This window comes from Stenotrophomonas sp. 2201_Sma, assembly GCF_056486685.1.
Map to the genome: position 1 here is coordinate 3,740,997 of NZ_CM151329.1, position 12,278 is coordinate 3,753,274.

At 67.2% G+C, this 12,278-nt stretch carries 11 protein-coding genes; 7 read left to right on the forward strand and 4 right to left on the reverse strand.

Annotated elements, in window-relative coordinates; all coding sequences use genetic code 11:
* The first annotated feature begins 5 nt into the window (after nucleotides 1-5).
* From ACZLIF_RS17220 to ACZLIF_RS17230, 3 genes are all read left to right on the forward strand, one after another.
* Nucleotides 6-1,334 carry a CitMHS family transporter gene (locus ACZLIF_RS17220; RefSeq protein WP_053517450.1) on the forward strand — a complete coding sequence of 443 codons (1,329 nt, stop codon included), beginning with the start codon at nucleotides 6-8 and terminating at the stop codon, nucleotides 1,332-1,334.
* A 25-nt stretch (nucleotides 1,335-1,359) separates the two neighbouring features.
* Nucleotides 1,360-2,100 (forward strand): acetoacetyl-CoA reductase, encoded by a 741-nt coding sequence (gene phbB, locus ACZLIF_RS17225; RefSeq protein WP_053517420.1) that lies wholly within the window; start codon nucleotides 1,360-1,362, stop codon nucleotides 2,098-2,100.
* Nucleotides 2,101-2,240: 140 nt separating this feature from the next.
* Complete coding sequence (locus tag ACZLIF_RS17230; protein WP_128989892.1) at nucleotides 2,241-4,517, forward strand: TonB-dependent receptor; 2,277 nt, start codon at nucleotides 2,241-2,243, stop codon at nucleotides 4,515-4,517.
* Between the two features lie 81 nt (nucleotides 4,518-4,598).
* Here ACZLIF_RS17230 and ACZLIF_RS17235 read toward each other — a convergent pair whose 3' ends face one another.
* Together ACZLIF_RS17235 and rsgA are read right to left on the reverse strand one after the other, a co-directional pair.
* Nucleotides 4,599-5,852 carry a flavohemoglobin expression-modulating QEGLA motif protein gene (locus ACZLIF_RS17235; RefSeq protein WP_065175125.1) on the reverse strand — a complete coding sequence of 418 codons (1,254 nt, stop codon included), beginning with the start codon at nucleotides 5,850-5,852 and terminating at the stop codon, nucleotides 4,599-4,601.
* A gap of 124 nt (nucleotides 5,853-5,976) precedes the next feature.
* Entirely contained in the window at nucleotides 5,977-7,086 is a 1,110-nt protein-coding gene (gene rsgA, locus ACZLIF_RS17240) for a ribosome small subunit-dependent GTPase A (RefSeq protein ID WP_065175126.1), read from the reverse strand.
* Nucleotides 7,087-7,201: 115 nt separating this feature from the next.
* Between rsgA and ACZLIF_RS17245 the strand changes: the two genes are divergently transcribed.
* Genes ACZLIF_RS17245 through ACZLIF_RS17255 form a run of 3 tightly spaced genes read left to right on the forward strand, consistent with a single transcriptional unit; the run spans nucleotide 7,202 to nucleotide 9,818 of the window.
* On the forward strand, nucleotides 7,202-8,476 hold the full coding sequence (locus ACZLIF_RS17245; RefSeq protein ID WP_065175207.1) for a pyridoxal phosphate-dependent aminotransferase: 1,275 nt from the start codon (nucleotides 7,202-7,204) through the stop codon (nucleotides 8,474-8,476).
* Between the two features lie 3 nt (nucleotides 8,477-8,479).
* Nucleotides 8,480-9,097, forward strand: a complete 618-nt coding sequence (locus tag ACZLIF_RS17250; RefSeq protein WP_065175127.1) for an SGNH/GDSL hydrolase family protein — start codon at nucleotides 8,480-8,482, stop codon at nucleotides 9,095-9,097.
* A gap of 4 nt (nucleotides 9,098-9,101) precedes the next feature.
* Entirely contained in the window at nucleotides 9,102-9,818 is a 717-nt protein-coding gene (locus ACZLIF_RS17255) for a class I SAM-dependent methyltransferase (RefSeq protein ID WP_128989890.1), read from the forward strand.
* Nucleotides 9,819-9,837: 19 nt separating this feature from the next.
* Here the strand turns inward: ACZLIF_RS17255 and ACZLIF_RS17260 are convergent, their stop codons facing one another.
* On the reverse strand, nucleotides 9,838-10,647 hold the full coding sequence (locus ACZLIF_RS17260; RefSeq protein ID WP_128989888.1) for a polysaccharide deacetylase family protein: 810 nt from the start codon (nucleotides 10,645-10,647) through the stop codon (nucleotides 9,838-9,840).
* Nucleotides 10,648-10,707: 60 nt separating this feature from the next.
* On the opposite strand from ACZLIF_RS17260, the gene grxD reads away from it, so the two are divergent.
* The gene (gene grxD, locus ACZLIF_RS17265; RefSeq protein WP_128989886.1) at nucleotides 10,708-11,634 is read left to right on the forward strand and encodes a Grx4 family monothiol glutaredoxin; all 927 of its coding nucleotides are present in this window, start codon (nucleotides 10,708-10,710) and stop codon (nucleotides 11,632-11,634) included.
* 87 nt (nucleotides 11,635-11,721) lie between these two features.
* On the opposite strand, the gene ACZLIF_RS17270 is transcribed toward grxD, so the two are convergent.
* Nucleotides 11,722-12,261 carry a DUF924 family protein gene (locus ACZLIF_RS17270; RefSeq protein ID WP_053517429.1) on the reverse strand — a complete coding sequence of 180 codons (540 nt, stop codon included), beginning with the start codon at nucleotides 12,259-12,261 and terminating at the stop codon, nucleotides 11,722-11,724.
* Nucleotides 12,262-12,278: the final 17 nt, after the last annotated feature.

Genomic DNA, 12,278 nt, shown 5'->3' on the forward strand with positions numbered 1-12,278 from the left:
AGATGATGCTGAGCATCCTCGGCTTTGGCATGGTCATTACATTCATGTACTTGATCATGAGCAAGCGGCTGTCACCGCTGGTGGCCCTGATCACCATCCCGATCCTGTTCGCGCTGATCGGTGGCTTTGGCGCCGGCATCGACGAAATGATGCTGGAAGGCATCAAGAAGATCGCGCCGACGGGCGTGATGCTGATGTTCGCCATCCTCTACTTCGGCGTGATGATCGACGCGGGACTGTTCGATCCGCTGGTGCGGGTGATCCTGCGCTTCGTCAAGGGCGATCCGATGAAGATCGTGCTCGGCACCGCCGTGCTGGCGATGCTGATCTCGCTCGATGGCGATGGCTCGACCACGTACATGATCACGGTCTCGGCAATGCTGCCGCTGTATCAGCGGCTGGGCATGAACGCGCTGAACATGACCTGCGTGACCATCCTGGCCGGTGGCGTGATGAACCTGACTCCGTGGGGCGGCCCGACCGCACGCGCCGCCACCGCACTGCACGTTGATCCTGCTGATGTGTTCGTGCCGCTGATCCCATCGATGGTGATCGCCTGCGCGGGCGTGCTGCTGCTGGCGTGGTACCTGGGCCTGAAGGAACGCCGCCGGCTGGGCGTGGTGACGCTGCCCAAGGGCGGCAGCTGGATGGACAGCAGCGTGTCCGACGACAGCAATGCGCTGCCGACGGTCGAGGATGCCGAGGACATCAAGCGACCCAAGCTGCTGTGGGTGAACCTGGTGCTGACCCTGGTCCTGATGACCGCGCTGATCGTCGGCGTGCTGCCGATGCCGGTGCTGTTCATGGTCGGCTTCGCCATTGCCCTGGTGATCAACTACCCGAACCTGGCCGAGCAGCGCCGTCGCGTGGTCAACCACGCCGGCAACGTGCTGTCGGTGGTGTCGCTGATCTTCGCGGCGGGCATCTTCACCGGCATCCTCAACAACACCGGCATGGTCGAGGCGATGTCGCACAGCTTCCTGGCGGTGATTCCGGATTCGTGGGGCCCCTATCTGGCGGTGATCACTGCCGTGGCCTCGATGCCGTTCACCTTCTTCATGTCCAACGACGCGTTCTACTTCGGCGTGTTGCCGATCCTGTCCGAAGCCGCTGGCAACTACGGCATCACGCCGGTGGAAATGGCCCGCGCCTCGCTGGCCGGCCAGCCGGTGCATCTGCTCAGCCCACTGGTGCCCTCCACCTACCTGCTGGTGGGCCTGGCCAAGGTCGAGTTCGCCGACCACCAGAAATTCACCCTGAAGTGGGCCATCGCCATCTCGCTGCTGTTGATGGTCGGCAGCCTGCTGTTCGGCCTGTATCCCCTCGCCGCCTGATCCCGTTACCAAGGAGCGTTCCGCAATGACTCTTCGCATCGCTTACGTCACCAGCGGCATGGGCAGTGTCGGCACTGCCATCTGCCAGAGCCTGGCCCGCGCCGGCCATACGGTTGTTGCCGGCTGTGCGCCGAACTCGCCGCGCAAGGCCAACTGGCTGCGCGAGCAGCGCGAGCAGGGCTTTGACTTCATCGCCTCCGAGGGCAATGCCACCGACTGGGCCTCGACCAGCGCCGCCTTCGCCAAAGTGCGCGCGGAAGTGGGTGAAGTGGACGTGCTGGTCAACAACTCCGGAGGCAGCCGCGACCTGCTGTTCCGGCAGATGACGGTGGAGGACTGGAATGCGGTGATCGCCTCCAACCTCAACGCGCTCTTCAACCTGACCAAGCAGGTGGTCGATGGCATGGCCACGCGGGGCTGGGGACGCATCATCAACATCGGTTCGGTCAGCGCCCACAAGGGGCAGATCGGCCAGGTGAACTACGCCACCGCCAAGGCCGCCATGCATGGCTTCAGCCGGGCGCTTGCCGCCGAAGTAGCGTCACGCGGAGTGACGGTCAACACGCTCTCGCCGGGCTACATCGCCAGCCAGGCCATCAGCAGTTTCCCCCCGGATGTCCTGGACCGCCTGGCCGCATCGGTGCCGGTGCGGCGCTTGGGCCGTCCGGAAGAAGTCGCCGGCCTGTGCGCCTGGCTGGCCTCGGACGAGGCGTCGTATGTGACCGGCGCCGATTATCCGGTCAATGGTGGGCTGTACATGGGCTAATGAGCCGCCCTGGGTGCGCCGCCAACGCGGCGGCGCGTACCCGCATGGGTGTTCCGTAAAGAAGCTTTCATGTTCCGTTCGCATAGTGGGGCGGCATCGCGCACGCACGCCGGTGCCCATCCCCCATGCAACGGACCACCATGCAGACTCGACACCTGACGATCGCCGTAGCGATCGCGCTTTCCGCCGCTACCAGCGCCTCCGCCGCCGATACCGACGCCGCGCCCAGCGCGCAGACGCTGGATACCGTCTCGGTGATCGGCCAGGGCGAGACCCGTCAGGTGCAGCGCATCACCAGCGTCGACAAGCAGGTGCTCCCGCCAGGCACCAGCGGCCAGAAGATCCTCGATCGGCTGCCGGGCGTCTCGGTGCAGTCCAACGATGCGTTCGGCGCCAATGAGGAATCGCAGACCATCAGCCTGCGCGGATTCGACAAGAGCCGGCTGGGCTATACCCTCGATGGCATTCCGCTGGGCGACAACAGCTACGGCAACTACAACGGCCTGAGCATCGCCCGTGCGCTGATCGCCGAAAACCTGGCCGGCGCCGAGCTGTCGCAGGGCATCGGTTCACTCGGCGTGGCCTCGACCAGCAATCTCGGCGGCACCATCCAGTACTTCTCGTCCGATCCGTCCACCGAGTTCGGCGGCCGTGCCAGCGTCACCGTCGGCGACGACAATCAGCGCCGTGGTTACCTGCGCGTGGATACGGGCGACCTCAACGGCTTCTCTGCGTATGTCTCCGGCGTTCACCAGGACCAGGACATGTGGGCCGCGCCGCATCAGAACCAGACCACCCGCCAGTTCAATGCCAAGGCCGTGTGGAACGTGGGCGACCATCGTTTTGGCGCGTTCGTGGCGACCTCGCGTGCCAGCCAGGCCAACTACGCCTACCTGTCCAAGGACATGCTGGCCAGGGGCCTGGGCTGGGACTGGAACATCTATGCGCCGGACTGGAACCGCGCGGTGGCCGCCGCCTACTGCGCGCCGGCTACGCGTGATCCGGCGCGATGTGCCTACAGCGGCGGCGTGACCAGCATCGACGATGCGTACTACCAGAGCCGTGCGCTGCGCGATGACAACCTGTACTCGATCGATGCCGACCTTCGCCTGGGCGAGCAGGGCCGCCTGAAGCTGCTGGCCTACCACCATGACAACCGCGGCCAGGGTCACTGGTGGGCGCCGGGCCAGCCGTCCTACCCCGGCACCGACCGGATGCTGCCGATCTCCATCCGCAGCACCAACTACACGATCAACCGCGACGGCGTGACCGCAGCGCTGTCATGGACGGCTGGCATCCACCAGCTGGAAGCCGGCCTGTGGTACGAGCAGAACGACCACAACGTGTCGCGCAATTTCTACTACATCAGCGGTCCGTTCCTGGACGACCTGTACCTGAAGAATCCGGACCGCCTGCTGTTCAACCAGGACTACGACATCCGCACGCAGCAGTTCTACGTGCAGGACCGCATGCGCTTCCTCGACCAGCGCCTGACCGTTGATGTCGGCATCAAGAGCCCGAACACCCGCATGCGTGCCACGGCCCGCCCGGGCGTGGAAACCCGCCTGGCGTCCGGCACGCTGACGGCCAAGGAGTCGGTGCTGCCGCAGCTGGGCGTGGGCTTCAAGCTCAACGCCAACAACGAGCTGTTCGCCTCGTACGCCGAGAACATCGCCGCCTTCGTCGGTGGTGGCAGTGGCGGCCCGTTACAGGTGGCACCGGAATCGTTCGCTGCCAGCGCCGACCTGGAACCGGAAAAGTCGAAGAGCCTGGAGGCCGGTTTCCGCACGTTCGGCGAGAAGTACCAGGCCTCGATCGCCGCCTACAACGTCACGTTCGACAACCGCCTGCTGTCACTGAACCCGTGCTCCAGCATCGAAGTGGGCACCCGACCGGAGTGCGTGACACGCTTCATCAACGTCGGCTCGGTGAAGAGCCACGGCGCGGAACTGACCTTCATCCTCAAGCCGGTCGATGGCCTGCAGTGGTACAACGCGCTGTCCTGGAACAAGACCACCTACGAAGATGACTACATCTCCGGCGGCGCGGTGGTGCCGGTGGCCGGCAAGATCACGGTGGACACGCCGCAGCGCATGGCCTCCAGCGAAATCAGCTGGAACCGCGATGGCTTCTTCGCCAGCCTGCGTGCCAAGTACACCGGCAAGCGTTATTACACCTACACCAACGATCAGTCGGTACCGGGCGTGACCACCTTCGACGCGGGTGCCGGCTATGACTTCGGCCCGGGTCTGGGGCTGCGCAACCTGCGGGTCTCGTTGAACGCGACCAACCTGACCAACAAGCGCTACGCCGGCCAGCTGAGCTCGTTCGCGCCGACCGACCCGGAAGGCAAGCGCTACGCGATCCACGCCAGCGCGCCGCGGCAGGTGTTCATGACGGTGGCGGCAGAGTTCTAAGTCAGAAGCGGGCGCTGCGGCGCATCAAGTGTTCCTGCATGGCGCGGGTAGGCAGGCCCATGCAGGATCCGCCAACGCATGTCACTCCGGCGCCAGCTGGTCCATCCGTATCCGGTTGGCAAACAGCGAAAATGCCAGCATGCCGGCCAGGCCATTGGCCCGGCTGACCCAGTGCGGCAGCCAGCGTGGTGGCTTCAACACCCCGGCCTGGAACAACGGTGCGAACGCGATGGCGTCCTGCAGGCTCATCTTGCCCGCGAACAGCCACCGGCAGACCTGCAGGCGATCCTCGGCCAGCATGTGGCGGAAGAAGGTGTGCACCGATACCAGCCCGCGCAGGTACACGGTGTCCTTGGTGAAGGCCAGCCCGCCGCCGGGGGGCACCCCGCGGAACACGCGCTGGGCCGATGCGAAGCTCTCTTCCGGGTTCTGCCCGGCATCGCAGAAGTAGCGGAACACCTCGATGAAGTCGGCGCCCTCGCGGGCCATCGCGATGGCTTCGGTACGCAGGCTGATCCGCTTCAGGCGCTCGATGTCGATGCTGCCGGTGATCTGCTCGGCAAACGTGGCCAACCCTTCCTGGGTAGCCGTCACCCGGGGTGAGGACAAGGCCAGGCTGGGCAGCACCGGTTGCTCCCGGCCATTCAACGCGGTCAGCGAATGCACCAGCGCTTCGTGATGGAACAGCTGTGCACGATCGTAGGCGCTGAAGCGCGCACTGGTACGCAGTCGGATCCGCGTCGGTCCGGCGGCCGCCTTGGACACCAGTTCCGGGTCCAGCTGCACCTGGATGATGCGCGATTCGAAGAAGGCATCCAGATCGTTCTGCAGCTGCAGTTGCAGCGCGATCGCAGACACCGGCACCTGTTCTTCCGGCGCCAGCAGTTCATGGTCCAGCTCGGCCGCGATCTGGATGAAATGGCGCGCTGCATCGCGCGTGCTCGGGCCATTGCCCGGCAAGGGCTGTTCGGGGGCGCCGAACAGCTGCACCGAACAGGTGTCCACCGCTGCGGTACCCAAGCCCTCCAGCAGGCGTGCGGCCAGGTCCCAGCTGTGCGCGGACTGCTGCACGTAGTGACCCAGGGGATGCCCCGCGTCGCAGTCGGCGGCGATGGCTGCCAAGGTGCGGCGTTCCTCGCTGAAATCCAGCTTCGGGTAGTCCACCTTCGGCAACTGCGGCTGCCCGCGCGCAACGCTGTCCAGGAACGGTGCCTGCACCGTCGCCGGCCAGCTGGTCAGGCCCAGCAGGCGGATGCCACCCACGGCCTCGACCAGCCGCGCATCGAGCGCCGCATGGTGGGCCACCTCGCGATCCAGCACGGCGGTCGTTTCCATGCGCGGACTATAGCGCCCTGCCAGGCCGTGCGCTGTCCACCGCGGGCCCCGGCATCAGCGAGGGCGTTACCCCGGCATCCCGGGATGAATCTCCATGCAGCCGCGCCCGTGGCCGGCTGCCTCATCAACGACGTCGCGGCTTTCCTGCCGGACGGAACTGCTGGCCCTTGCCTTTCCTGCCACCACGTTCCTGCGCGGTCTCGGCCTGGCGCACGGCCAGCTTGGCGGCGGCGGCCGCCACTTCTTCCTTCAGTTTGAAGTAGTTCAGCAGCCGGCTTTCCTCGATCTCGCCCGCGTCGATGGCCGCCCGTACCGCACAACCGGGCTCCTGGTGATGCGAGCAGTCGCGGAAGCGGCACTGTTCGGCCAGTGCTTCGATATCGGCGAAGCCCCCTTCGGCCAGCGTCTCCTCGCCGGTCGGCTTGAGCTCGCGCATGCCGGGCGTGTCGATCAGGCAGGCACCGGTCGGCAACGGCATCAGCGCACGATGGGTGGTGGTATGACGCCCGCGTGAGTCGTTGGCGCGCACCGCATTGGTCTTCATCCGCTGCTCGCCGAGCAGCGTGTTGGTCAGCGTGGATTTGCCGGCGCCGGAGGAGCCCACCAGCACCACGGTGCGGCCCGGCCCCAGCCACGGCTGCAGCACAGCCACGCTGCCAGCATCCAGGCCATTGATGGCATGCAGGGCGATTCCCTGCATTTCCAGCTCTTCCAGCACCGCCAGCGCATCTTCGCTGTATTCGGTCTGGTCGGCCTTGGTCAGCACCACCACCGGTTCGGCACCACCGCCGCCCACCAGCAGCAGGTAACGCTCGATACGCCGCGGATTGAAATCCGCATCCAGCCCGCAGACGATGAACACCGTATCGATGTTGGCCGCGATCACCTGCTGGTGATAATGCTCGCCGGCAGCACCGCGCTTGATCGCGGTGCGACGTGGCAGCAGGGCCACGATGCGGATGCCGTCGAGCAGCACCCAGTCGCCGACCGCCGGCCGCTCATGGCTGGGAAAGCGTGGCCGCTGCCATTCCGGCAGCGATTCGGCCTTGATCGCAGCGTCCGGGGCGTCGGCCACGACATAGTGCGTACGGTGCTGCTCGATCACCCGGGCCGGGCGGGCCTGCGGGTGCTCGGCCATCATGGCCTGCCAGTCGGCCTGCTGCGCCGGGCCTGGCCAGGGCCAGCCGATGGTCTGCAGGGCGGTGAAATCGGGGGTCTGGGTCATCGCCTCCATTCTACCCGTGCTAACGCCGCTCCAGCCCAGCAGCGGCGGGCCCTGGGGGCCTTGCCATGCAGCGCAGCAATTCCGCTACCATGGAACCTCCATGCCATCCGACGGCTCACCGACCATGTCAACCTCCGCGCCCAAGCCCCTGGCCACCCGCGAGCGCCTTTCCGAAGTGCGCTACGAAATCCGCGGAGAACTGGCCCGGCGAGCCCGGGAGCTGGAGGCGCAGGGCCGCAAGCTGATCAAGCTCAACATCGGCAACCCCGGCAATTTCGGCTTCCGCGCCCCGGAACACCTGCAGCGCGCGATCGCCGACGACATGGGTCGCACCGATCCCTATACCCACCAGCAGGGCCTGCCGGTGGCGCGCGAGGCGATCGCTGCCTACTACACCCGTCGCGGCGCTCCCGACGCGCACCCGGACCGTGTGTTCGTCGGCAACGGCGTCAGCGAACTGATCGACCTGTCGCTGCGTGCGCTGCTCAACCCCGGCGATGAAGTGCTGGTGCCGTCCCCGGACTACCCGTTGTGGTCGGCCTCCACCATCCTCAACGACGGCCGGCCGGTGTACTACCGTTGCGCCGCCGAGAACGGCTTCCAGCCGGACCCGAGCGAGATCGAGACCCTGGTGTCCTCGCGCACCCGCGCGATCGTGCTGATCAATCCGAACAATCCCAGTGGCGCCAGCTACCCGCGCGAACTGCTTGAACGCGTGGTGGACATCGCGCGCCGGCACAACCTGCTGCTGCTGGTCGACGAGATCTACGACCAGATCCTGTATGACGAGGCGGTGTTCCAGCCGGTCGCACCGCTGGCGGGCGACCATCCGTGCCTGACCTTCAGCGGGCTGAGCAAGGTGCATCGCGCCTGCGGCTGGCGCGTGGGTTGGGCGCACCTCAGCGGCGATGACGCACGCCTGGGCGACTTCCGCGCGGCGATGGACCTGCTCAGCGCGCTGCGCCTGTGCGCCAATGTGCCCGGCCAGTACGCCATCGAGGCTGCGGTGAACGGGCCCGACACCATTTCGGCACTGTGTGCCCCGGGCGGGCGCCTGTACGAAACCCGCCGCGCGGTGATCGAAGCATGCGAGGCCAGCGAGCATCTGTCGCTGGTGGCCCCCGCCGGCGCGCTGTATGCCTTCCCGGCGGTGGTCGGCGCTGCCGCCAAGGGCTTCGACGATCACACCTTCGCCCTGGACCTGATGGACAACGAGGGCGTGCTGGTGGTGCCCGGTTCCAGCTTCAACGTGCCCTACCGCAACCACTTCCGCGTAACCCTGCTGCCGGAGGCCTCGGTGATGCGCGATGTGTTCGCCCGCATCGACCGCGTGCTGGCCCGCCGCGCCGAGGATGCAACCAAGGTCGTACCGATCAAGCCACGCCGTTCGGTGGCCTGAGTCGTGGGCTTGTCCTATCTGGCGCTGGGCGACTCCTACACCATCGGTGAGGCCGTCGCGGTCGAAGGCCGCTGGCCCCATCAGCTGGCCGCCGCGATGCGCGCACAGGGCGTCGCGCTGGCCGATCCGCAGACCATCGCCACCACCGGCTGGACCACGGACGAGCTCGATGCCGGCATCGACGAGGCCGCCCCGCAGGGGCCGTTCGACTTCGTCAGCCTGCTGATCGGGGTCAACAACCAGTACCGCGGCCGCCCGCTCGACGAATACCGCACGCAGTTCCAGGCCCTGCTGCAGCGCGCGATCGGTTTTGCCGGCGGCCGTACCGATCGGGTGCTGGTGCTGTCGTTTCCCGATTGGGGCGTGACGCCGTTCGGCGCCAGCAGCGGCCGACACCGTGGCCGCATCGGCATCGAAACCGACGCGTTCAACGCGGCTGCGGAGCAGGTCTGCAGTGGCCTCGGCGTCGACTTCGTCGACATCACCGACATCAGCCGCGTCCACGGTCACGACCCGGCGATGATCGCCGAAGACGGTCTGCACCCCTCCGCGCGCATGTATGCATTGTGGAGCGAGCGCGCCTTGCCGGTCGCCCTGCGCCGGCTCGGCGACGCCGGCTGACCCGATGGACGGCACGCCACGGAATGGCACGCCCCTGCCCTGCTCCCCGCTGACCTCCCCGCAGGCCCGCGCGATCGCCGAGGCGTTCCGACCTGCACAGGCCTGGGGCAGCCGCCGCGACTATTACTACACCCGCGGCAAGCTCGGCAGCGATCCGTTGTACGACGGCGTGCTGCAACAGCTGCCCGAGGATGGCCAGCCGGTGCTGGACCTGGGTTGCGGACTGGGCCTGTTCGCGCATGTGCTGCGCCAGCGCGGGCGCGGCCAGCCCTATCTCGGGGTGGACGTGGACGCCGCCAAGATCGAGCGGGCGCGGCAAGCCGGTGAAGGCCTGCCGGCCGTGCGCTTCGAATGCCTGGATGTGCAGGCTGCGCTGCCGTCGCACGTCGGCCATGTACTGCTGCTGGACGTAGTGCAGTACCTGGATGCCGGACCGCAGCAGACACTGCTGCGTGCCGCAAGCGCGCGGGTGTCCCCCGGAGGACGGCTGCTGCTGCGCACGCCGCTGGCGACCGGTGATGGCCGGGACCGCACCACGCGGGTCGCGGACCGCCTTGCCTGGCTGGTGGGCTGGATGGGTACCCGCCCGCGGCACTATCCGCAGCCGACGACCCTGCTGGCGACACTGAGCGAAGCGGGATTGCGCGTCGCCGCACCGCGGCCGCTGCACGGGCGCACACCGTTCAACAGCTGGCTGGTGGTGGCCGAACGGCCTGAGTGACGCCGGGCGTGGCCCGGCGCTACCGGATGCCTGGCTGCCCATTCCCTTGACGGATCAAAGGCAGCGTTGCCTTCAATCCACGCTCATCCAGTGCCTGCAGCACGCGTTCGATGATTACCAGGTTGTGGCCATGGGCGGCCCCCTCATGCAGCAGCACGATGGCGCCCGGGCGAAGATCCGGCAGCAGGCGCTCCAGCACGCGCTCGGGGGTACAGCCGACACCATCGAAGCCGCGGGCGCTCCATCCCACCCGCACCAGGCCCAGGCGGCGCAGCACCGGGCCCACGAACGGATTGGTCATGCCCACCACCGACCGGTACCAGCGCACCGGCGTGCCCGACAATGCCTGCAGCGCATGCTGGCAGCCTTCGATCTCCGCACGCATCGCCTTCGGTCCCAGCCGCCAGAAGCGCGCCTGCGGATGGCTGAAGCTGTGGTTGCCCAGATCGTGCCCGCGGCGCAGGATCTCGGCCACCAGCGCCGGCTGGGCCAGCGCCCGCTCGCCCACCAGGAAGAATGTCGCCCGCGCCTGATGCCGATCCAGCAGATCAAGCACGGCCAGCGTGTCCGCACCGGGACCGTCATCGATGGTCAACCAGACCGCGTCGTCCGCCTGCGCCAGGCGGCTCAGCACCGGCGTGTAGAAGCGGCTGTTGGGCTGGAACACCGGCACGATGAACAGCGCGTGGCTGGCCACCATCAGCGGCAGACCCCAGTGCCATCCCGCCAGCACCCAGGCCAGGATCACCCCCAACTGCGACGCCACCAGCCAGGGCAGCCAGCGCCATGGCCGGGGCGGAATGCGATGCAATGTTCCTGCGCTGCTCATACCCCATGATGCCATGAGGGGTAGAATCGAAGATTCGAATTACTGGACCCCCGACTTCCCATGTCTCTCGATCCTGCCCTGCGTTCGCGCATCGAATCCCTCCTCAACGCCAACCGCGTCGTGCTGTTCATGAAGGGCCAGCCGTCGATGCCGCAGTGCGGCTTCTCGGCCAAGGCCGTGGGCGCGCTGCAGGACCTGGGCGTCGAGTTCGCTCACGTCAACGTGCTGGCCGACCAGGAAATCCGTGAAGGCATCAAGGCCTACGGCGACTGGCCGACCATCCCGCAGCTGTACATCGACGGCGAACTGGTCGGTGGCAGCGACATCGTGCTGCAGATGGCCGCCAGCGGCGAACTGAGCAGCGTGCTGGGCCTGCCCGCACCGGACCGCACCCCGCCGCGCATCACCGTCACCCCGGCCGCGGTGGAGATGCTCAAGGGCGCGCTGGCCGACGCCCCGGGCGCCGCTCTGCAGCTGAGCATCGATGCAGGCTTCCAGCCCAACTTCCAGCTCGCTCCGCATGACGAGGCTGCGATCGCCGCCGAATCCAATGGACTGCGCGTGCAGTTCGACCTGGCCAGCGCGCGCCGTGCCGAAGGCATCACCATCGACTGGGTGGACGACATCCGCGGCAAGGGCCTGGCCATCGACAACCCGAATGCGCCCAAGCCGGTGCAGGAAATCAGCGTGCGCGACGCCGACGACCTGGTGCGCGCCGGCAACGTGATCCTGGTGGACGTGCGCCCGGCTGACGAGCGCGCCATCGCCGCCGTCGGCGTGCCGTTCAAGGTGTTCGACGGCAACGGCCGCGCCGAGCTGGAAGCACTGCCGAAGGACACCGCACTGGCCTTCCTGTGCCACCACGGTGGTCGCAGTGCGCAGGCTGCCGAGCAGTTCCGCGCGCTTGGCTTCACCAAGGTCTTCAACATCACCGGCGGCATCAACGCCTGGTCCGAAGAGGTGGACAACGGCGTGCCGAAGTACTGATCGGCTGCAGCGCGGAACGGGAAAACGCCGGCGCACGCCGGCGTTTTTCGTTTCCTGCCTGTCGCGCGCGTGGCCGGCCCCGCCCGGTCAGCCGGCAAACCCGCCTTCGGCCAGGTAGTCCAGTTCCTCCGGCGTGGGAATGCGGCCCAGCACGGCGTTGCGGTGCGGGAAGCGGCCAAAACGGCGGATGATGTCGCGATGAAGGTCGGCGTACTGCAGGTATTCCTTGTCACCCAGCACGTCGAACATGGCCACCGAACGGTCCTGGTCCAGCGGATCCTCGGAATGCTCGAACGGCAGGTAGATGAAGGCCCGCAGCTTCGGAACCAGCTGCAGGTCCAAGCCTTCCTCGATGGCACGCATGGCGTAGTGCCGGGCCAGCCCATCGGTGGCGTAGGAGTGGGCGGTGCCACGGAAGCAGTTGCGCGGGAACTGGTCCAACAGCAGCATCAGGGCCAGCGCACCGTCAGCGCTGCCCAGCCAGTGTTCGCGCGCACGCGCGGCCGCAGCGAAATGCTCATCGAGGAACAATCGGCGGAACTGCGCGTCGAACGCATCGTCGCGGGCGAACCACTTCGCAGGGCCCGCCTCCTTCCAGAATTCCACCACCTGCGCGGCAACGTCCATTACCTACTCCCGGGCCC

Coding starts and splice junctions, on each gene's coding strand:
- ACZLIF_RS17220 (WP_053517450.1), top strand. CDS start 6: ATGCTGAGCATCCTCGGCTTTGGCATGGTCATTACATTCATGTACTTG.
- ACZLIF_RS17245 (WP_065175207.1), top strand. CDS start 7,202: ATGTCAACCTCCGCGCCCAAGCCCCTGGCCACCCGCGAGCGCCTTTCC.
- rsgA (WP_065175126.1), bottom strand. CDS start 7,086: ATGGAGGCGATGACCCAGACCCCCGATTTCACCGCCCTGCAGACCATC.
- ACZLIF_RS17270 (WP_053517429.1), bottom strand. CDS start 12,261: ATGGACGTTGCCGCGCAGGTGGTGGAATTCTGGAAGGAGGCGGGCCCT.
- ACZLIF_RS17255 (WP_128989890.1), top strand. CDS start 9,102: ATGGACGGCACGCCACGGAATGGCACGCCCCTGCCCTGCTCCCCGCTG.
- ACZLIF_RS17235 (WP_065175125.1), bottom strand. CDS start 5,852: ATGGAAACGACCGCCGTGCTGGATCGCGAGGTGGCCCACCATGCGGCG.
- ACZLIF_RS17230 (WP_128989892.1), top strand. CDS start 2,241: ATGCAGACTCGACACCTGACGATCGCCGTAGCGATCGCGCTTTCCGCC.
- grxD (WP_128989886.1), top strand. CDS start 10,708: ATGTCTCTCGATCCTGCCCTGCGTTCGCGCATCGAATCCCTCCTCAAC.
- ACZLIF_RS17260 (WP_128989888.1), bottom strand. CDS start 10,647: ATGAGCAGCGCAGGAACATTGCATCGCATTCCGCCCCGGCCATGGCGC.
- phbB (WP_053517420.1), top strand. CDS start 1,360: ATGACTCTTCGCATCGCTTACGTCACCAGCGGCATGGGCAGTGTCGGC.